This window comes from Bacteroides zhangwenhongii (assembly GCF_009193325.2).
Classification (GTDB): Bacteria; Bacteroidota; Bacteroidia; order Bacteroidales; family Bacteroidaceae; genus Bacteroides; species Bacteroides zhangwenhongii.
Genome location: NZ_CP059856.1, coordinates 3,789,716 through 3,810,499 on the forward strand (window position 1 = coordinate 3,789,716; position 20,784 = coordinate 3,810,499).

The following is a 20,784-nucleotide window of genomic DNA, read 5'->3' on the forward strand; positions in this document are numbered from 1 at the left end:
CGGCTCCGTGATAAAAAAACGAAGAGAAAGATAAAAATCGTAATCCGCCGGTTTTTCGATTCGCTAACTTTATACGCGAAAGTAACAAGACGGATTATGATTGCATTTATAGAAAAATTAAACAGCGAAGTCCTGCGGAGTATCGAACGTATCGAATCGCGGGATACCGACGTGTTGAAAAAGTCGCTTGAAGCGTCACGTGTCCTGGGAGAAGCGTTCGACCGTTTGAAACAATATATCATCGGCTACCGTTTTCAAAACGATGACGAGGAAATAAAGTTCTTCAAAGAAATCAAACCTCGTCTTTTTTGCCGTCTGATCTATTACCGCAAGCTCTACAATATCGAGATGAACCGTCCGGTAGGAAGTATCGAGGCACAACGGGAGTACCTGGACGCCCATGTTCGGGCCATCAACGCGTACACGCAGAAACGCCTCGACTTTATCCGCTATTTCCGCAGCGGCGCTACACACCTGGACAGCCTCTATTTCCTGCGCGGGCAGACCGACACGGAGCAATACCTGGAAACCTTCTACTATGAACTCGACCCGCAGTTTTCGACAAACGCGGATTTCAAGGTGGCGAAAATCCTGGCCAACGATATGTTGTCGGTTTATCTTATGGGCGAATTGGAATCACTGGAGAGCACGAACCTCCGGAACATGGTTCTGCCATTGTCTGACGTGCGTCCGACATGGCAGGACTCGAAGACGGATCTGACGGAACTTATTTACCTGCTCGACAGTAAAGGCTGTTTCGGCAATGTGCCACTCACGCAACTTGCCAGCTACATTTCCAACGCTTTCAACGTACACCTCGACATGAACCTTTCGAGGACATTCTGCGATATGAAAATCCGAAACAACCCGACACCGTGGCTTGACAAGGCGAAAGAGGCCCTGCTTAAACGTATGCAGACGTGGAAGCGAAACAAGAAAAACGGCAATTCCGAGTAGAACATGAACCGGTAAAGCACTCTATTTCTTATAGAAGCACTGATAATCAGCGTTGTATATAACAAAAGAACCGAGGTCGGTTTTCCCCCGTAACTCTCGAAAGGAACTTTCCCGAACGCCCGTATTTGCACCCGTATAAGGAGCCGATACGGGTGTTCCGTTGTAGCCCCGTCCGGATTAGAACACCGTTAAGCGTTGAATCACAGTATGCTATCGCATTTCTGCCAATAAAAATACCGAGTACGGGCCGCGGATTTCGGTAAAAAACACTGCCTTCTTCACCGCATGAACCGTTGAGAATCAGTTCACTGCAAATTATCAAAAAAAAGTCGTACCGACCTCGTTTTAAGCTGTCCATATAAGCCCGACCTTTGTAACAGACTAAAAAACAAAGGAGTATGAAAATCATAGTGATCAGTTCGCGAGCCTATAACGAGCTTGTCGGGCGTATAGAGAAAATAGAGGCTGCAATCGCCTCTCTCCCTGAAAAGGGGCGTGCATGGAATAAGGAGTATATAAACGACGAATGGATGGACGGCGAGCAGGTCTGCCGTTACCTGGGCATCAGCGGGCGTACCCTTCAACGCCTCCGCTCGGATCACGTGATCACCTATTCGGCCATCAACCGGAAGCTGTATTATTCCCTCACGGAAATCCGCCGTGTGCTGAAGGAGCGTTCCGTGCGGCGCAAAAACCGACCAAAGGAGTAGGCCATGTTTCTGGATAAGGAATATTTCGACGGATGGATGCAGCGGCTCTCGGAACGGCTGGAACGTATTGAGAAGCTGTGCGCGGGGGACGTGGAGCAACCGCTTTCCATCCTGCCTGACGGGGAGCGTCTTCTGGACAATTACGACCTGTGCCGTATGCTCAATATCAGCAAGCGCACACTCCAGCGTTACCGCACCTCGGGAGAGCTGCCTTACGAGATGATCTATCACAAGACCTTCTACCGGGAATCGGACGTCCTGCGGTTCATCGAGCGTAACTTCAGTAATTTCCGCAAGCTGAAAAAGGATCGTCCTGCCGGTTCCGGTTAGGCCCTGTCCCGAGAGTCCGGCGTCATGGAAAAACGCGGAGATACATGGAATAAGGCACGACAAGGCGGTACAACCGTTCGATATTTGCCGTAAAATCAGTATGTTTGCACTTGGAAGCCTATATAATAATGAACAATGAAAGAAACAGATAAAATATATCCTGCCGACAAAGGGGAGGAAGAGCTACTGCATAACGTGCGCCATATCTTGCAGGAAGCGCGCGCGAAGGTGATACATCATGTCAATTCGACCCTCGTGAGGGCTTACTGGCAGGTAGGGAAATACATAGTGGAGTACGAGCAGCAGGGAACCGGCCGTGCCGGATATGGCAAGGCTGTCATCAACACCCTTTCCAGGCGGCTCGTGGCGGAGTTCGGAAACGGGTTCACGGCCACCAACCTGCGGTACATGAGGCAGTTTTACCAGTGCTACCCGAAATATCACACGCTGTGTGATAAATTGAGCTGGTCGCATTGCCGCACGCTTCTCAAGGTGTCGGGCGATGCCGCCCGTGATTTTTACCTGCACGAGTGCGTCAAGGAAAACTGGAGTGTCCGGCAGCTCGACCGCCAAATCAACACGCTTTTCTATGACCGCTTGCTGGCCAGCCGAGACAAGAAAGCCGTGAAAGAGGAGATTTCCCGTACCGAACCCGGGCGTGTCGAACCCAAAGAGATCATCCGCGACCCGTATATCCTGGAGTTTCTCGGTATCCCCCAGGGAGAGCATTTTCTGGAAACCGATCTGGAGCAACTGCTCATCAGCCGCTTGCAGCGCTTGATGCTCGAACTCGGGAAAGGCTTCGCCTTCGTCGCGCGACAGAAGCGTATCTCCTTCGACGACAAGCATTTCTACATCGACCTGGTCTTTTACAATTACCTGGCCCGCTGTTTCGTTTTAATAGACCTTAAATCCGGGGAGCTGACCCATCAGGATTTGGGGCAGATGCAGATGTATGTCAATTACTACACCCGTGAGTTGATGAATCCCGGGGATAACCCTCCGGTGGGTATCGTCCTCTGCGCGGAGAAAAACGACGCGGTCGTCCGTTATACGCTGCCCGAAGATGAAAAGCAGGTCTTCGCCGCCCAGTACATGACCTATCTTCCCACGCAGGAGGAGCTGCAAACACTCTTGCAGGAAGTGTGACAACAACGCTCATGGGCATATGAAAAAAGCCGACGGAAATCTGTACTTCCGTCGGCTTTTCGCTTACATCTTAATCCCTTTCTTTGCGGGGCCGTTCTCCGGCGGGCTGCCCACGCCCGCGATCACGATGCGCCCCCCGGAGGCGTCGGCAATCTGCCGCAGCCGGGAAGGAATACGGGCCGCCGTGTTGTCTTCCTTCGGGAGCTCTTCCGCCGTGTCATGCCGTTCCCGGCACACGTCGTTATCCTCCTCCGCCTCCTTTCCCTCGCTCTCTTCTATCGGTTTGAGGCTTTGCTGTATCCTGCGGTCTATTTCCGTCAGGTCAGTTTTCAGGGCCGTCAGTTCGGGCTCCTTGCGCCAGGAACTTTCCACCACTTCCCGCAGGACGGGAATATCTTTCTCCAGTTCCTCGTTCTTTTTCCGGAATTTTTCCAGTGTCGGCTCGATGGTCGCGAGCGCGTGGATGAAGTTCATCGCCGCCAGTCGCGGGTCGGAGGCGATATTCCCGTAGTTATACTGGTATAGATAATCCCCTTCACCCCGGACATAAAAACGGTTCTGCACCAGGTCGAGCCCGTCTTTCCCGGTCGTTTCGCTCTGGACGAGCAGTTCGAACCCGTAGAGGCTCCCGATGGGTTCGAGCCTGTCGAGCGTGCGTGCCGTTTCGGCGATACGGTTGAGCTGTTTCCCGATGAGCTTGGGGTCGGAGGTTTCCAGCCCGTTCAGTTTCACGGGATTGCGGTACGAGCCGTCCTCGTTGAACTCGACGCGGGCCTTGAAGTGTTCCAGATCCTTGCCGATACGCCGTATCAGGTCGTTGTTCTTCTCTATCTTCTCCGTGATCTGCTCCAGCTTGTAGCGGCTCGATGATTTGCCGCGCACGAATGCCTGGCGTTCGCTTTCGAGCGTGGCGATCTTCTTCTCCAGGCGGGCCTTGTCCAGCAGGTCTGTATTTCCCGAGAGGACGGCTACATACTCGGAAAAATTCATGCCGCTTTTCTCGTCGATGGCCCCCTCGTCGATGGTACGGCTTCCCATGTTGTTGGTCTTGAGCTGGCGGATGAACAGTTGCTTGTTGTGCAACAGCCCGAACTTGTAGGCGTCGAGCGACTTCTCGACGGCGTATAATATCACGTCCACCTTGTTGTCGGCATGGAGTTTGGCGATCTCGTTCCCGGTGCGTATTCCCCGCCCGTCGCGCTGCTCCAGGTCGCTGGGACGCCAGGGGCAGTCCAGGTGGTGTATCGCCACGCAGCGTTTCTGCGCGTTCACTCCCGTCCCGAGCATCTCGGTCGATCCGAAGAGTACGCGGATTTTTCCGGCGTTCATACCGGCGATCATCTCCTTGCGCGCTTTTTCCGAGGTCGCCTCCTGGATGAACCGCACCTCGCTTTGGGGTATGCCGTAATCCTCCGCGAGTTTACGCCGTATCTCGGAATAGACGTTCCACCCCGCTCCGGGTTTGTAGGTTCCCAGGTCGGAGAATACGAACTGCGTACCTTTGTACGCCTCGAAACGGCGGTAGTAACCGGCAATCATACGGGCGCAGTGGCTCGCCTTGTTGTCCACGTGGTCGCTGTATAGTTCGGGGTCTATCATACGCATATCGAGCGACATCTTGCGGGCGTAGTCTGTGGCAATGAGCATTTTCGCCTTTTCCTCCCGCTCCGAGAGCGGCAGGCGGCCCAGGAGCGTGGCATCGCCCGATTTGGCGAATTGCACCAGCCGTTCTATGAACTCCGTCTGCTGGGGTGTCGGCGGGATATTGTGCAATATCTCGTTCTTTTGCGGTCGGTCGATCCCTATATCCTCCGCCGAGCGGTAATCTGTAATCTCGGAGTAGAACATGGCCAGTTCGGGAACCTTGATGAAATATCGGAACCGTTCTTTCTGCACGACCTCGTTGGTCACGGAAAACTCGTAGTCGATGGTTTTCTTGGCAAATATGGCCGCCCAGGCATCGAAGGTGCGGATATTCTGACGCTCCAGTTCCTTCGGGCGCAGGTACTTGAAAAGCAGGTACAGTTCCGTGAGCGAGTTGGAGATGGTCGTTCCCGAGAGGAACGTCGCCCCCAGGTCGCGGCCCGTGCGCTGCTGTATGGTACGCAGCGCGAAAAGCATGTTGAGCGCCCGCTGCGACCCCTCGGGATTTCCGAGGCCCGCCACCCGGTCATGCCGGGTCGTGAAAGTCAGGTTCTTGAATTTGTGGCTCTCGTCCACGTAGAGGTGGTCGATACCCATGAGGCGGAAGTCCACGGCGTCGTCCTTGCGTGTTTCCAGCGCGTGCGCCACCTTCTGCAACTTGGCTTCCAGGTTGGCCTTGCGTTTCTGACACCCTTTCATCATGGCGCGGGAAACGTCCCTGCCTTGTGCTTTGAGCACTTCGAGGTTCTCCTCCACACAGTCCAGCTCGGCCTGCAATATCTCCTGCTGTATCTCCGGGGACTGGGGTATCATGCCGAACTGTTCGTGCGAGAGGATCACGGCGTCCCAGTCGTTGTTGCGTATCTCCCGGAAGATGCGCTCACGCTTCCGGGGCGTGAAATCCTCCTTGCCCGGGTAGAGGACTTTGGCCATCGGGTAAGCGGTGCAGAACGTCCGGGCTATTTCATGGATGTTGGCTTTCAGCCCGATAATCATGGGTTTATTGGCCAGCCCGAGGCGTTTCTTCTCGTAGGCCCCGCAGCACATGATAAGGGTCTTTCCGCCGCCCACCTCGTGGTCGATTATCCCGCCGCCGAGCAGTTTGTCCATCCATATCGCGTCCTTCTGGCTGTCATACAGTTTGTCGATTCCCAGCCCCTTGAGGTCGAGGTCGGGGAATTCCTGGTGCGTCCCGTCGTACTTCGGGCGCACGTAACAGTTGAAAGTACGGTTATAGAGGTCTGTCAGGCGGTCTTTGAAGTCGGACGACTGCTCGCGCAGCCATTCGGGGAAAGCACCCCGGATCTCATCTATCTTGCTGTTGGCGAGCTGTATGGCCTCCCCGTCACGCACTTTGACCTCCCGCCGTTCTCCGTCCACCCATTTGAGGACGGTCTTGGTGATGTCGGGCGAAGTGTTTTGCAGGGCGTGTTTCAAAAGGTGCAGGCCGTTGTACTTACGGGTCTGCGCGCTGACGGCATACTGCTCCGTGATCTTCACGTTCGTCGCTTCCGCCTTCACGCCGTACTCGTCCAGGTTGGAGGCGAAGGTGATCTTCACCTCCGTATCGAAGAGCGAGGAGGCGAAACGCTCGTAAACACCTTTTGGAATCCACCGTTCGCCCAGGTTGAAATCCAGGTCGTCGAAAGCGATGGGTTTGGGCGTCGCCTCGCGCAGAGCCTCCAGCGATTCCCGGGCCGGGGCGTGGTCGGGATTCTCCCGCAGGAACGCCTCGATCCGTTCGGCTTTCCCGATGACATTGCCGGCGATGAACTTGTCGGCAACCTCGTAGCCGTCCGTTTCCGGGTTGTAATAGATACGTCCTTTCAGTTCCCCGAGTATTCCCTCCACGGTAGTTCCCGTGAGCGAGGCCATGTAGTGCGGTTCCACCCGGCCGTACTTGTTCAGGCTGGCCACAAGGGCCTCCGAAGCGTCGTCGGCGTGCGTGATCTCATCGGGATTGAAGGCCACGGGACGCTCGAAGATGTCGGCTTTGCGTGCCTTGCCGTCGATGTAACGCTCCAGCGACAGAATCTCCGTCCCCCGCGCGTCCATCTTGATCAGGTCGAGGTTGCGTTTGTCATTGAGCCGTCCGAAGCGTTCGGTGAAATTGTCGTAAAGCCGGTTGAGCATCTCCCGCAGGGCGGGGTTCGCCGTCAGCGTTTCCGCCTCGTTGTTATAAAGGTGGTAATAGGCATCGCGTATCTCGATATACATGGAGGCTTTCGTCCGTTGTGCAGGCGTGAGTTCCAGCGGGTGGAACATGGGTTGCAGGGATTCAGTCTCCCGCAGGTAGCCGACCCGGTTTTGTCCGTCCGTGACGAGTGTCCCCTCGCGGAAATAGGGGGCGACCTCCCCCTCGAACGGGCGGGGTTTCATATCCGCCTCCCGTATCTGCGGCGTTTCTTTACCGGGTTCTTCCTCCTCCGGATTTTCCGGCGTGTCGAACAAGCTGCCCGTTCTCGGCGTACCGGCGGCTTGTTTTCGTCTGTCTTTCGGGGCTTCCGTCGGGGGGCGTACCGCCTGCCGTTCCCGCTGTTCCGGGGTTTCCTGCTGCCGGGCGCTTTGTCGGCGTAGTTCCGCCCTCCGTTCCGGGGTAAGCGACATCATCATCTCGTAAAAGCCGTTGATCGGCGGGTTGTCCTCCCAGTTCAGGGAGGCATACAAGTCTTCGGGATCACGCTCCGGTGGCGTCGTTTTCGGCATTTCGCTCTTCTGTTCCTCCGGAGAGGAGGCCGGGGCGAATAATGAGGGTTGTCGGGGCGTCTTCCGCTTTGCTCCCCGGCGGCTGTTCCTTTTCTTGGATATACCGAGTTCTGCCTGCCGCCGCTCCTCGGCGCTGAAGCCGAACAGATCGTAGAGCGTCAGCAACGGTTCCTGCTGCACGTTTACCGGTTCGGCAGCTTGGGTGGCAGGTGCGGGAGCCGCCGTTTCCACCGTGTCGAAAAGCGACCCGGCGAAGCCCTCCCGCGGTTTCGGTTCCGTTATTCCGCCCACGTGCTGCACGGGAGTATCTGCCATGCCGAAATCTTCGGGTTTCGGCGGGTGCTGCTCCCACAAGCGATTCTCCCGCTCTTTCGACCAGGCCCCGAAGTCGGCCAGATCCTCCCCGGTCGGTTCTCCGGCGGGTGTGGCAGCAGAATCCGGTAACACTTGTCCGGGTTTGTTTTCGATTCGGGTAATCTCCCCGGTTTCGGTATCGACATGGTAGCCCTGTGCCGCCATTTCGGCGACGACGCGGCGTTTTTCCTCCTCTTCCCGCTGCTGCTGAAGGTTACGGGCATCGGCGATAATCTCCTTGACGATTTCTCCGGCAAGGCGGGGCTCGTGTCTTTCGGCACGCTGGCGTTCCGCCTGACGGGGACGGGACAATTCCCGCTCCGGTGTACCGGGTGTCTGTTCCGGAGCATGTTCCAGGCAATAACTCTCGTTGAAATGCCGGTTGAAATCCTCCGAGAGCATACGCCGCATCTCCCGGTCGATGCCGTCCACGCCCTCCGCGTGGGTGAACTCCATCGCCGGTTTGCCGTAGGGGTCTTTGCCTACTTTGGCCTCGGTATGGATCACCCTGTCGAACGACTGGAAAAGGTTGTTTATCCGGATGCCGTTCGACAGCTTGCGGGATTCGATGAAATCCCGCTGCCGTTCGGACAGTTCCCCCGTGGCGGCTTTCTTTTGCAGGATAACCAGGTCGCTGCCGACCTCCGTCCCCGCGTGTTCTGTAAAGAGGTTGTTCGGCAGCCGGATGGCCGATACGGGCTCGCAGCGGTTCATCAGCCACTCGCGCACGGGGCGTCCCTGCTCGGCGTTCAATACTCCCTGCGAGGTGATGAATGCCACCAGGCCGCCCTCGCGTACCATATCGACGGACTTCATGAAAAAATAGTTGTGCAGCGCCCGTGTGCCTTGCCGCCGCACGGGGTCGGTATGGGTGGAGAAGAACGGGTCGAAGAGCGCCACGTCCCCGAAAGGGATGTTGCTCACGGCCACGTCGTAGTAACCGGCGTATTTGGGTTCGATGCGCTCGAATCCCTGTACCCGCACCCGTTTTTCGGGGTGCAGGTGCTTCAGGATCAACCCCGTGGCGGGGTCTTTCTCGAAGCAGGTGATCTCCGCATAGGGGGCGTGGAAATCCACGGCACTGACGAAAACCCCCGTTCCCGCACTGGGGTCAAGAATACGTTTGGGGACGATCCGCGTGTCCCATATCGCCTCCACGATGGCGTCTGCCACTTTCGGGGGCGTGTAAAAAGCCGTCAGGACGGAGTTCTTGATCCCGTCCATGTAGCGCTTGTATTCCCGTTCGTCGGGGGTGTTCGCCCTGATGACCTCGTGCAACTCGGCCACGAGCGTTGCCATGCCGTCCTTGTCCGGTTTCCCGGTGGGGTTTTCCAGCACTTCCTTGATGGCGCCGAAGCCGCTGTATGCGCCGAGTGTCCTTTCTTCTTCGGGAGTCGGCGCCCGCCGTTCCCTGTCGAGCGTGAAGGCCGTCTTCAGCGCGTCGATATTCTGGCGGAGGTGGGTTTTCTTATTGAATGCCATCTTCGAGAAGTATTTGGACGGTTCCCGTCAGTTCGGTATAGAACAGTTCGTAGTCGGGCGTGTCGGCGAAGTCGTCCGTGAGGTCGTACTTCTCCAGCACCCCGCGGCAGAGGGGCAGCAGGCGTAGAGCCGCCTGCCGGGCGGTATCCTCGGGAATCTCCGCCTCGAATTCCCTCCAGAGGATGTTTACCAGCGTGTTGTAGGGTGAAAAGTGCAGTCCGCGGCAGAGTTCCTCGCGGGCAATTTCTTCGGCCTCGATGTGGTTGCAGCCCGAACGGATCGCCTCGCTGTACGCTTGGGCGGCGCTGTCGGCCCGCTCGGCGATGAACTCACTTTCGGCGATGAGTTCCGGGTGGCTGTCCTTGAGGTAGGATAGTAACGAAAGTCCGTAATAGGACAATTCCCCCGTGGGGGTATGGTGTTGCTTGTCTGGCATGATAAGAATTTTTAGTGGTCGTTGATAATCGGGGAAGAGAAAGGCGCCCCGGGTTCCCACCCGAAGCGCCGACCACTGAAAAAATCCTTATCAAACAAGCGTATCTCGTTATGACAGGTCTTTTCCAGTGGCAAAGGTAACGATTATTTCCGTTTGTTCCTCTTTCCCTGCCTGGGAGTATCGCGCGGTTCGAAAACGAACGAGGTCTTGAACTGGTCATCGAGCGTGAGGGCCGCGTCGAACGTTCCGCCGCCGTTTTTGACGAATCCCCGGATCGTGCCGGTTTTGCCTTTGGTCAGCAGTTCCGCGAGCTGCTTGTCGGTCAGCTCCTTGCGGCCCACGGTTCTCCATACGGTCAGGCCGCAATCGGGATTCTGACACTTGGCGAGTTTGGGATAGAACACCACGGGCCTGCCGCAACGCGGGCAGGCTGTGTCACTCTCCGCGCCGTCGATTCTTGCTTCCAGCAGTTCTTTGGCGATTTGCGAGGTGAAGACCTCGATACCGCGATGGAACGTCGGGGCGTCCATCTCCCCGGTGGCGATCTTCGAGAGGGCCAGTTCCCAGCCGCCCGTCATGGCGACATCGGCAATCTTCTTGTCCCTGACCACGGCATACACGGCCAGTCCCTTGTCCGTGGGTACAAGCGACTTTTTCTCTCGCCTGACATACTCGCGGGCAAAGAGCGTTTCGATGATGGCGGCACGGGTGGCGGGCGTGCCGATGCCGGCATCTTTCATCGCCTCGCGTTCGGCCTCGTCGGACAGTTCGCGTCCGGCGGTTTCCATCGCCGCCAGCAGGCTCGATTCCGTGTGAAGGGGGCGCGGCCGGGTCTGTTTCTGTTCCGTGCCGCATCCTTTGACGGGCAGCTCGTCGCCTTGCACGATGTCGGGAAGGAGGGTCATGTCCTCCTCTTTCTCTTCGACAGGTTCATTCAGGACGGCCCGCCAGCCCGTCTCGACCATGATACTGCCGCGGGCCGTGAAATCATGTCCCGCGCTTTGCAGGGTAAGGAAAGTGTTTTCTTTCACGCAGGCCCCGGAAAAGGTTTCGAGCATCCGCCCCGCGACCATCTCATAGACGATGCGGTGGTCGGCATCCAGTTCGGAGGGGAGGTTCTCGGTGGGAAGCAGCGCGTGGTGGTCGGCGATCTTTTCGTTGTCCACGCTTCGGCGGGAGAGAGATGCGGTATCCATCCTGCCCGCGTATTCCGCGAAACGGGGATAGCGTGTCATGTTCCCGATGAGTGCCGGAATCTCCTCGGCCACATCTTCCGATATATAGCGTGAGCCGGTACGGGGATAAGTGATGAACTTCTTCTCGTAAAGCGACTGGGCGATGTCGAGCGTTTTTTCTGCCGAAAAACCATACCGGCTGTTGGCCTCTTTTTGGAGTGTCGTCAGGTCGTACAAGAGAGGCGGCTGTTCCCTGGCCTCCTTGCGCTCCACGTTCACGACGCGTACCGTTCGGACGCCGATAACCTCGGCGCGGGCTGCTTCCGCCTTTTCCCTGCCGTCGAATTTCTCCGTGGAGAGGACGGTGAACTCCGTGCCCTCCTTTGCCGTGGAGAGCTTCAGCCGGAAATAGGTGGCGGGCTTGAACGCCTTGTTCTCCAGGTAACGGGAGCAGATGATCGCCAGCGTGGGGGTCTGCACCCGTCCGAGCGACCAGACGCCCCGCCCGGCAGCCACGGCAAGCGCTTGCGAGGCGTTGATACCGACGATCCAGTCGGCTTCGCTGCGGGCTTTGGCCGAGAGGTAAAGGTTGTCGTATTCGTTGCCGGGGCGGAGGTGTTGTAACCCCTCGCGGATGGCCCGGTCGGTCAGGCTGCTGATCCATAACCGCACGAAAGGGGTGCGGCATTCCAGGTAAGAGTAGATGTAGCGGAAGATCAGCTCCCCTTCACGCCCCGCGTCGGTCGCGACGATGATGCGCTCGGCCATGCCGAACAATTCCCGGAGAATACCGAGCTGCTTCACGACACCCGGGTCGGCCTTATACTCTTTACCCTCCCGAACCTGCCGGGGCAGGAGGATGAACGATGATGGCAGGATAGGCAGGTTTTCCCGGCGGAAACCCGCGATGCCGTACTGTTGGGGCATTGCCAGCCCGACCAGGTGGCCGAAGGCCCAGGTTACGGCGTAGCCGTTTCCCTCGATAAAACCGTCTTTACGGTTCGTGGCTCCCACGATGGCGGCGATCTCACGCGCCACCGAGGGCTTCTCTGCGATAATTACTTGCATGATGATTCGGATTTTTCAGTGGTTGTTTTCTTGTAGTTCTTCTTCTTTCTCTTTTTCCGGACGGGCGATCAGCCGGCGGTCGTAATAGACATGGTTGCCGTTCCCGTCGTAATACTGCCGTCCGTCGTCCGCCTCCTCCGGGGGGCTGCGTTTACCCGGCCGGAGGTACAAGGCGGCCAGCGCCGCGATCAGGAGCGGCATGGCTCCGGCCTGCATGTAGAACCATTTCATACGTTATACCTTGACACCTTTGGAGTTGCTCTTTTTGCTGCTGCGGTAATTTTTCTTCTGCGTCGGGGTGGCTTCCTGCTGTCCCTGCTTGAGCGGCTCTTTCACACCTTTGACCGCTTCGACGGTCTTGCCCTCGGAATTGACGGCGACCTGGGTACGGCTTTCAACGGCGGGTTTGACCTCCGCTCCCTGCCGTTTCGCACGGTCGGGATTCCAGCGGAAGAAGTCCATCTTGTTACGCTCGAAGTTGGGCTTGACCCAGGCGTTGAACGGCTCACCCTGCCCGTCCTTGACCATGCCCTTGATGTAGAAAGCCTTGACATCCGCCCGCTTGGAGGGATCATTCACCGCTTCCGTCCACTGGTCATAAGCCTCTTTGGGCACGGAGGCTTTGAGGATTGTCCGGTGAATCGTGAGCGTGGGCTGTCGTTCGGAGGCCGTAGTTTCCTGCCGTCCGTTTTTCTCGGCGGCCTTCTGACGGTAAATCTCCTTGTTCTCCTGGGCGTAGCGGTTGCGATCCAAACCGTCGTAGGTAAAGGAATAGTTACGTTCGGCCGCGTCGATTTGGATATAGGCATCCCGCTTATAACCCGCGCGGGTGGTATATCCTTCGAGCAACACCTTGCCGCCGCCGTAGAAATCCATCTGCTTGCCTTCCGAGAGGTCGGCCTCCTTGATGCGGGCACGTTTTTCGAGTAACGAAACGGGCATGGGTTCCAGCGTGTTCGTCCATTTGTCTATCGACACGTAGCAGGGCGTGAGCTTGCCCGGCTCCAGCTCCAGGTCGATCACTTTCCCGGCGTGGCGGGTGTTCATCAGGTTCGTTTTCGCCTCCTCGTCGAGCAGCACCCCGTGGAAGGGGGCGTCGAGGTCGGGCCGTTCCTGCCAGTAATGCGGCACGACGCGCAGCGAGCCGTCCGCCTGCTCTTCGAGCGACACGCGCCCTTTGGTGGAAACACGCATCCCGTTCTCCAGTTCGGGGTTCATCTCCACCAGCCCGTTGGATTTATGTCCGTAAGACATGGCTTTCAGGTGCGGCTCGATGTCCTCCATGCGGATACCTTTCTTCTCCATATCCGCCAGGTCTATCTTCGTGACGTCCAGCGGCTCGAACTGCCGCTGCTCCTGCGTCTGAAGCCGTTCGGAGGGGTCGATACGGTAATTTTCCAGAATCTCCGGGTCGAAGTCGATGCGGATAAGTTTGTTCAGGGCATTCTCCGTCATGACGAAGATACCCGTGTGGACGGGGTTCTGGGCCTGTTCCATGAACTTTTTGAAGAAGGCTTCGAGGGCTGAATCCTGCGTGTTCACGTTCAGCAGGCTCGCCACATTCTGATCCGTGGGGTCGGCGGTCTGGATATTGCCGTCCCGATCCACGCCGGTAACGGCTTGCAGTCGTCCGTCGTCGGCATTCTGAACGAGCATGACTTGTTTAGCGTCGTTCTTTACGTTTTCGTCCATAATTACGAGTGTTTTTAGTTAGCACCAATAGCGATGCGGGAACGAAAGTAAGGGGAACCGGCTGAACGTAAAAGAGTTGGAAAGGCTATGGAAGCATCGGGCACAGAAGTGGCCGCTTGTGGCGCAGGGCAGAGGAAATCGGAGAAACGGAGTGCCGGGAAGGACGGATTTGGCAGAGGGTATTTTCGTGGCTCCTCACCTTATTGTCAGGTAGTCGGGATCTATTGTTAAATGTCAATAAAGCGCATGGATAACCCGTGTTTTTTTATAAATTTGCGAAAACGGGTTTCAATATCCGACAAAACGTGAGGCATGGAAATATATACCCCAAAAACCAAGATCAAACTTTCTCCGGTGATAAGAAACGGGAGAGAATTTGTCGAAGTGACTTTCGGTAATGACAATGACATCCGCTTGTCGCTGTCGAAGGAAGAAAACGTACTGCTTGTCGGCGGCAGGGCTTATCTGCCGGCAGAAGATTTCGTGCTTGCCGAGTTCTTCGACCGCTATGTGAAAATGGCGTTTATAGACTATTCTGCCATCAAGGAAACCGCCCCCCGTAAAGAGGAAGACAAACGGCCGCCACTGCCGGAAGGCTATCTGGAAAAACTTCAGCAAGTGCGTTACAGTGACCATACCGTAAGGGTATATACCTCCTATTTCCGCGATTTCCAACAGCATTTCGAGGGGCGTAAGATTGAAACGGTTACCCCCGGCGAGATAAACGACTACCTGCTGTATCTCATCCACGAGAAAAACATATCCTCCTGCCAGCAAAACCAGCGTATCAACGCCATCAAGTTCTATTACGAGAAAGTTCTCGGTCAGGAACGGCGGTGTTACAAGGTGAACCGTGCCAAACGGGAGAAGACGCTGCCCGACGTGTTGAGCAAGGAGGAAATAAAGAAGATACTCGACGCGACGGTGACAGACCTGCGCTTCTTCTGCATGTTCTCCATACTCTATTCCGCAGGATTGCGCATCAGCGAACTGCTGGAACTGAAACCCGGCGACATCAACGAATCCCGCTCCCTGATACGGGTGCGGCAGGGTAAAGGAAAAAAAGACCGCTACACCCTGCTATCAAAACCGTTGATGAAAAAGCTGACGGAATATAACAGACTATACAAACCGAAAGTGTGGCTTTTTGAACACAGACCGGGCGAACCTTTCACCGAGAGTATCGTGTCGAAACGGCTGAAGGCAGCGGCCCGGGAAGCGGGAATCACGAAACGGATTTATCCGCACCTGCTGCGCCATTCTTTCGCCACCCACTTGCTGGAGCAAGGAACCGACATCAAGATTGTGAAAGAGCTTATGGGACATAACAACATCAAGACAACGGAAAGGTATGTCCACATAGCCGACACTTTCAAAAGCAATATCAAAAGCCCGTTGGACGATCTGTTGATGGAGGAAGACGAGGTCTGATACTTAAAGAAAATAACAGCCAAATCGGCTGATAGTATAACGTTATCCGCAACTAAAAATCAAAAAGGAATATGAAAGAATTAGAAAACAACTGGATGAAAAAATGGGAATCGGTAAAAGAAAAAACCGTCTGCCCTGTTGACCTCAATACTTATTTTGAGCAAGAAGAAATTGCAGGAAAATCGTTAACGACGATTAATATCGGTTCTTGCGATTTGCCGAGTGGAAATCTTTTGGTACGAGATCCATTGGTATATCTCCCAAACAGAAACGAACGTCCATATTTTCAGAACGCTCCTGCGGGTAAATATGAAACGGAAATTTGTGTAATCAAATCTGACGACGAGGATTGCGACCGTTATGCCGCAGTACGTTTGCGCTTCAATGAAAAGCGGGCTGTTCGATTCTATGAAGCATTAGTTGGGAATGAAAACCTTGAAACATTGGAAGAGGGTGATTACTTTGGATTTTGTGTAGATGCTGGTTTAGGATGTGTATGTGATGAAATTATCCACCGTATTTATTGCGACTGGGATGAACAATGGCGCAAAGATAATCCCGATGATAATCCTTATGATGGATATTTTGCTGCATTATTCAAAGAAAACTATTATCTCCATCCAGAATATCAACGTGCAGGCGGAGACTGGTTAAATTGGCAAGTGCCGGGGACGGAGTATCATATTCCCATTTTTCAATCAGGGTTCGGAGATGGTACGTATCCGGTTTATTGGGGCATAGACGAAGGCGGCGAAATATGTCAGTTGGTAATTCAGTTTATTGATATAGAATTAGCCTATGGCAATGATGAAGAGAATTAATGTGCGGATAACAAATAAATAAGCAACCCTAACAGTTGCTATTTACAACCCATTAGCTGCAAATAAAAAAATAATGAGCATGGAACTGATACAAACTTTTAAGAAGTCATATTTTCTAAAGATGTCAGACGACAAACATTTGATTGCACAAGTTAATAGTAGTCAGATAAACATCTTTGAAAATGAAACATATCGGCATTTAGCACAGTTCAAAGAAGTAGGCGATGCATCTGTTTTCTTTTCAGACGACAGCAACTTGCTCTTGGCTAAAAATAATGACCGCAAACTTGTTGTGTATGATTTAGCAACCATGTCAATCCGTTGCAAACTTAAACCGAAAATAGGCAGTTCAAATGGTGATGGTGACGCTTGTATTTCACATGATAACAAGTATGTCATTAATTTGGGGTATGATTTTCCATACGGCTATATATCAGTTTATGATATTGAAAACGGAAAGGAAACGAGATTCCGTGAAGATATGAGAGAAGTGTATGAACATATATGTTATATCCCTTCACGCCAATTATACTTCATTGACGGGTTTCGCAGACCGGAAGAAGGGACAAGTGAAAAGAATCGGTACTTCTATCTTTGGTTTGATATGAACAACAGAACATTTGAACAAACATTCTGCGATTTGGACGATGCAAATTTTCTGTATAGTGAATATTTAGAGCAAGTGTTATACTTTGCGAAAGAAGGCAATCTTGCTTTTCGCATTTTGCCCTTAAATATAGAACTGCCAATTAAACACCAACAAGGCTGTTTGGATATACAACTTTCGCATAACAACAAGATGATTGCCTTATATCAAGAAGATAATCTAAAACTTTGTACGTTCCCTAATATGGAAATATTGGCTGAATTATCAAATATCGGCTATGGTAATATTTCATTCTCTCCTGATGATAAAGAAATATTGATTGCAAGTACAATAAAAGGGCTTATTTATAAATTGGAATAAGTGCAGCTAACAAGTGGATCAATCTTCCTTAATGGTCGATTATCCACCGAACATTATTCGCAAAAACAAATGGAAGAAAAAAACTATATATCAAACTTTGATTGCTCGCTTTGGCAAATTGATGATTGGGGACTATATACAGCCAAATCTCCTATCTATATCAATTCTTTGGGCAGCGATTTTAATGTGTGGTTTGATGTGGACGGCGAGAGTTTTCCTACCGACAAACAGCTTGTTGCATGGGCGGGATTTTGCAATATTAATTCAAATGAAATAAAAGAAATGATGATTGACGGTCTTACAAAGTTAGTAGATAAAATGGATGTCTTGCCAAATGATGTAGAGCCGGAATTTGGTCCGATATATAGACCTATGGCGATTTCGAGAAATGCCAAACGCTCTATTGAAGCTGTAAGACATAGTAGAAAGACATTAGGTAAAGTGGCAAAATCCACCTTAAAATGCAATTCGGTTGTTGTACCGTTACAAGATAAAGCTCCAGTTAGATTTATTGTAATGAACTTTGAAATTGGTCGTCGCCCTTATGAAATGGAAGCTGTTTTTTGTAATGAAAAGATGCTTATGGTCGGTGAAAACTCTGGCATTTGGACTCGCCTTGAATGGATAAATGAGTTTAATGTTCCAATGTTTAATATTGGAACGGCATTACATCCATATTGGCGACCCGAATAATATGCGAATAACATGCACCTGTTCCGCCTAACGGCGGCAAGCTGCAAACCATTATCGTCAAAAGAATATGGAGAAAGGCATTAGAAAAATTGAGCAGAATGGTGTTCACGTTGCATATCTTACTTGTCCTCAAATCAAATTGAATAAGTATAAAGATGCAACTATGTTATCGTTGTGGCATATCAAAGGCGACTCAATGGATTTTATTTTGGATATGCCCGAATTGCAAGATATTAGGATGTATGCGTGTAAATTCAATGACTATACAGCATTAAGCAAATTGACACATCTAAGGAAATTATGTATTAATGGTATTGCCACAAAGGAAGAGCAAACTTTTGATTATATAGCCAATCTTTCTTCTTTAGAAGAACTAATCATTGGTTACATACAACCGTTTATCAAATTCCCCAATTTATCGAACTTACATAGTTTATATAAATTATTTATTTTTGAATGTAAAAATTTAGTTGATATAAAAAGCATAGCCAATATTCCCAATTTGCGTGTATTTGATTGGTGTTGTTCTCAATTAAAGCCTACTGAATTGGAATTTGTAATGCAAAAAGACAGTATTCAAAAAGTTGCTGCTCAATTTGGAGGAAAGAGGTTAAATGAAGAATTTAAATCATTATTAATGAAGTACAATTTATGACGATAACAAGCGGATGAATCTCCCTAACGGTCGATTATCTGCCGGACATTATCCGCAACTAAAAATCAAAAAGGAATATGAAAGAATTAGAAAACAACTGGATGAAAAAATGGGAATCGGTAAAAGAAAAAACCGTCTGCCCTGTTGACCTCAATACTTATTTTGAGCAAGAAGAAATTGCAGGAAAATCGTTAACGACGATTAATATCGGTTCTTGCGATTTGCCGAGTGGAAATCTTTTGGTACGAGATCCATTGGTATATCTCCCAAACAGAAACGAACGTCCATATTTTCAGAACGCTCCTGCGGGTAAATATGAAACGGAAATTTGTGTAATCAAATCTGACGACGAGGATTGCGACCGTTATGCCGCAGTACGTTTGCGCTTCAATGAAAAGCGGGCTGTTCGATTCTATGAAGCATTAGTTGGGAATGAAAACCTTGAAACATTGGAAGAGGGTGATTACTTTGGATTTTGTGTAGATGCTGGTTTAGGATGTGTATGTGATGAAATTATCCACCGTATTTATTGCGACTGGGATGAACAATGGCGCAAAGATAATCCCGATGATAATCCTTATGATGGATATTTTGCTGCATTATTCAAAGAAAACTATTATCTCCATCCAGAATATCAACGTGCAGGCGGAGACTGGTTAAATTGGCAAGTGCCGGGGACGGAGTATCATATTCCCATTTTTCAATCAGGGTTCGGAGATGGTACGTATCCGGTTTATTGGGGCATAGACGAAGGCGGCGAAATATGTCAGTTGGTAATTCAGTTTATTGATATAGAATTAGCCTATGGCAATGATGAAGAGAATTAATGTGCGGATAACAAATAAATAAGCAACCCTAACAGTTGCTATTTACAACCCATTAGCATCGAAGAATAAATTGAAATGTAATGAAAAAGATATTTAGTACAGCACCAGATGGCAATGATAATGCACAATTTGTAGGAGTAGAATATATAAAATTCTCTATTTCTCAGATTGAAGATGTTTGTGATTGGATGAGGAAAAACGATGAAATCGCTCAACCATTATTAGCAAATATAGATTTGTTATTAACTATAACGAGAAAATATTCCGTAGATGCAAATCTATTAATCGAGAAAGACAAAGTAAAAGAATGAAAAAAAGTTTTCAACGATTGGTTTGAGCGTGTTGGTAATAAAATTCCTGCCAAATTCAGGAACGGTATAAAAGCCAATGGTGATGAACTATTTAAAGAGTTAGAACAATATGGGTACTAATGATTTTAGAAAGTATAATCTGGATGTAAAACTTAAAACAAATAAAAAATGAAAATATTTAGTACTGCACCCGATGGTAATGAAATGGCTGATATGGCAAATGCACGCTACTTTAATTTGGCTATAAAACAAATTGAAGAAAATGCAGAATGGTTGAAAACAGCCAACAAACCAACACAAGCTCTTTTAGCACATATTGAAATACTAATTATGCTTGCAAAAAGATTTCCAATTGATGCAAATTTGAGTATCAAAAAAGAGAAAGTTCAGGAATGGAAGAAAGTTTTCAACGATTGGTTTGAACGCTGCGGCAATAAAATTCCTGTCAAATTCAGAGAGGGTATTAAAGCAAATGGAGATGAACTTTTTAAAGAATTAGAACAATATGGACACTAATAATTTTGAACAAAAAATAATTCAACCTTTCTTTTGGGTCGAGCATGGATCGACATATTCAGTATGTCTGAATGTTGGAGAATACAAAGCTGAAATCTTCGAAGCAAGAGAGGACGAGGGCTTTGAGGGGAACGGCTATGACTGGGAGTCCTTAGCTCGTGTCTTTGTGGAAGAACAAGTACCAGAATTATCGGATAAAATTGATTTTGATTCTGAAGGTAGTATGTTTTGTGCCTACTCAAAAGATAAAGAGGCATTGAAAAGCTTTATTCTACAATTCAAGGAAGCGTGTGAAAACCATGTATTGATTATGGATTTGTTTTCTCGTGCTGAACTTGATTAAGAAACGATGCTAACAAACACCTGTGCCGCCTAATGGCGGCAAGCTGCAAACCATTAGTGTCATATAAAATTATAATGAAACAGATAATAGAAAAAATCAATAAAAGTTGGCACTCCAATCCTCCATGTGATCAACAAATAATGTTGAGTGTGGGAAAGTTGTTTCCATTACCCGATGATTATAAGGAATTTATGTTATGGAGTAATGGTGGAGAAGGTAATATTGGTAGTCAATATTTATCATTATGGAAGATTGAAGATTTGATGCAACTGAACAAAGAATACCAAATACAAAAGTATTTGTCGAAAAAATCTTTGGTTATTGGCACTGATGGAGGCGATAATTGTATCGGTTTTTATTTTGGAGAACCTACTTTTATTTTTTTACAACCATTAGGAGATTTAGACTTATCTGAGAATAGATTTTTATCCCAATCATTTACAGATATGTTCATTAATTGGTTGAGAATAAGATAAAAAATGACACTAACAAGCGGCTCAACCTCCCCTGAAAGGTC

Annotated in this window: 20 protein-coding genes; 15 read left to right on the forward strand and 5 right to left on the reverse strand. The window is 50.8% G+C overall.

What is annotated here, in order from left to right:
- Positions 1-96: 96 nt before the first annotated feature.
- From GD630_RS15095 to GD630_RS15110, 4 genes are all read left to right on the forward strand, one after another.
- Positions 97-957 carry an RteC domain-containing protein gene (locus GD630_RS15095; RefSeq protein WP_004303821.1) on the forward strand — a complete coding sequence of 287 codons (861 nt, stop codon included), beginning with the start codon at positions 97-99 and terminating at the stop codon, positions 955-957.
- 398 nt (positions 958-1,355) lie between these two features.
- Positions 1,356-1,667, forward strand: a complete 312-nt coding sequence (locus tag GD630_RS15100; protein ID WP_117508529.1) for a helix-turn-helix domain-containing protein — start codon at positions 1,356-1,358, stop codon at positions 1,665-1,667.
- A 3-nt stretch (positions 1,668-1,670) separates the two neighbouring features.
- A complete protein-coding gene (locus GD630_RS15105) occupies positions 1,671-1,997 on the forward strand; it encodes a helix-turn-helix domain-containing protein (RefSeq protein ID WP_004295487.1) in 327 nt (108 codons plus the stop codon).
- A gap of 135 nt (positions 1,998-2,132) precedes the next feature.
- Positions 2,133-3,146: a PDDEXK nuclease domain-containing protein gene (locus GD630_RS15110; protein ID WP_004319206.1), complete on the forward strand. Its 1,014-nt coding sequence runs from the start codon at positions 2,133-2,135 to the stop codon at positions 3,144-3,146.
- Between the two features lie 63 nt (positions 3,147-3,209).
- On the opposite strand, the gene GD630_RS15115 is transcribed toward GD630_RS15110, so the two are convergent.
- The 5 genes from GD630_RS15115 to GD630_RS15135 form a co-directional block, all read right to left on the reverse strand.
- Positions 3,210-9,332 (reverse strand): helicase-related protein, encoded by a 6,123-nt coding sequence (locus tag GD630_RS15115; protein ID WP_143867795.1) that lies wholly within the window; start codon positions 9,330-9,332, stop codon positions 3,210-3,212.
- The gene (locus GD630_RS15120; protein WP_004295482.1) at positions 9,319-9,768 is read right to left on the reverse strand and encodes a DUF1896 family protein; all 450 of its coding nucleotides are present in this window, start codon (positions 9,766-9,768) and stop codon (positions 9,319-9,321) included. The genes GD630_RS15115 and GD630_RS15120 overlap by 14 nt, the downstream gene beginning before the upstream one ends.
- 143 nt (positions 9,769-9,911) lie before the next feature.
- Positions 9,912-12,011 carry a type IA DNA topoisomerase gene (locus GD630_RS15125; RefSeq protein ID WP_004319201.1) on the reverse strand — a complete coding sequence of 700 codons (2,100 nt, stop codon included), beginning with the start codon at positions 12,009-12,011 and terminating at the stop codon, positions 9,912-9,914.
- 15 nt (positions 12,012-12,026) lie between these two features.
- Positions 12,027-12,242 (reverse strand): hypothetical protein, encoded by a 216-nt coding sequence (locus GD630_RS15130; protein ID WP_004319199.1) that lies wholly within the window; start codon positions 12,240-12,242, stop codon positions 12,027-12,029.
- Positions 12,243-12,245: 3 nt separating this feature from the next.
- Positions 12,246-13,703 carry a DUF3945 domain-containing protein gene (locus GD630_RS15135; protein WP_007558960.1) on the reverse strand — a complete coding sequence of 486 codons (1,458 nt, stop codon included), beginning with the start codon at positions 13,701-13,703 and terminating at the stop codon, positions 12,246-12,248.
- An 87-nt stretch (positions 13,704-13,790) separates the two neighbouring features.
- Here GD630_RS15135 and GD630_RS15140 point away from each other — a divergent pair, with 87 nt between their 5' ends.
- The 11 genes from GD630_RS15140 to GD630_RS15190 all read left to right on the forward strand — a co-directional run bounded on the left by GD630_RS15140 (position 13,791) and on the right by GD630_RS15190 (position 20,743).
- Complete coding sequence (locus GD630_RS15140) at positions 13,791-13,934, forward strand: hypothetical protein (protein ID WP_007558962.1); 144 nt, start codon at positions 13,791-13,793, stop codon at positions 13,932-13,934.
- An 81-nt stretch (positions 13,935-14,015) separates the two neighbouring features.
- Complete coding sequence (locus GD630_RS15145) at positions 14,016-15,134, forward strand: tyrosine-type recombinase/integrase (RefSeq protein ID WP_007565622.1); 1,119 nt, start codon at positions 14,016-14,018, stop codon at positions 15,132-15,134.
- Between the two features lie 71 nt (positions 15,135-15,205).
- The gene (locus GD630_RS15150) at positions 15,206-15,955 is read left to right on the forward strand and encodes a DUF4241 domain-containing protein (protein WP_004327342.1); all 750 of its coding nucleotides are present in this window, start codon (positions 15,206-15,208) and stop codon (positions 15,953-15,955) included.
- A gap of 79 nt (positions 15,956-16,034) precedes the next feature.
- On the forward strand, positions 16,035-16,922 hold the full coding sequence (locus GD630_RS15155; RefSeq protein ID WP_173023026.1) for a WD40 repeat domain-containing protein: 888 nt from the start codon (positions 16,035-16,037) through the stop codon (positions 16,920-16,922).
- A gap of 69 nt (positions 16,923-16,991) precedes the next feature.
- The gene (locus tag GD630_RS15160) at positions 16,992-17,615 is read left to right on the forward strand and encodes a hypothetical protein (protein ID WP_009132149.1); all 624 of its coding nucleotides are present in this window, start codon (positions 16,992-16,994) and stop codon (positions 17,613-17,615) included.
- Between the two features lie 67 nt (positions 17,616-17,682).
- The gene (locus tag GD630_RS15165) at positions 17,683-18,270 is read left to right on the forward strand and encodes a leucine-rich repeat domain-containing protein (protein ID WP_009132151.1); all 588 of its coding nucleotides are present in this window, start codon (positions 17,683-17,685) and stop codon (positions 18,268-18,270) included.
- A 77-nt stretch (positions 18,271-18,347) separates the two neighbouring features.
- Entirely contained in the window at positions 18,348-19,097 is a 750-nt protein-coding gene (locus GD630_RS15170; RefSeq protein ID WP_004327342.1) for a DUF4241 domain-containing protein, read from the forward strand.
- 80 nt (positions 19,098-19,177) lie between these two features.
- The gene (locus GD630_RS15175; protein ID WP_230317707.1) at positions 19,178-19,408 is read left to right on the forward strand and encodes a hypothetical protein; all 231 of its coding nucleotides are present in this window, start codon (positions 19,178-19,180) and stop codon (positions 19,406-19,408) included.
- Positions 19,409-19,576: 168 nt separating this feature from the next.
- Positions 19,577-19,924 carry a hypothetical protein gene (locus GD630_RS15180; RefSeq protein ID WP_143869358.1) on the forward strand — a complete coding sequence of 116 codons (348 nt, stop codon included), beginning with the start codon at positions 19,577-19,579 and terminating at the stop codon, positions 19,922-19,924.
- Positions 19,914-20,267, forward strand: a complete 354-nt coding sequence (locus GD630_RS15185) for an immunity 51 family protein (RefSeq protein WP_143869359.1) — start codon at positions 19,914-19,916, stop codon at positions 20,265-20,267. Before GD630_RS15180 ends, GD630_RS15185 begins: the two co-directional genes overlap by 11 nt.
- 74 nt (positions 20,268-20,341) lie before the next feature.
- On the forward strand, positions 20,342-20,743 hold the full coding sequence (locus GD630_RS15190; protein ID WP_032581400.1) for an SMI1/KNR4 family protein: 402 nt from the start codon (positions 20,342-20,344) through the stop codon (positions 20,741-20,743).
- Positions 20,744-20,784 lie beyond the last annotated feature (41 nt).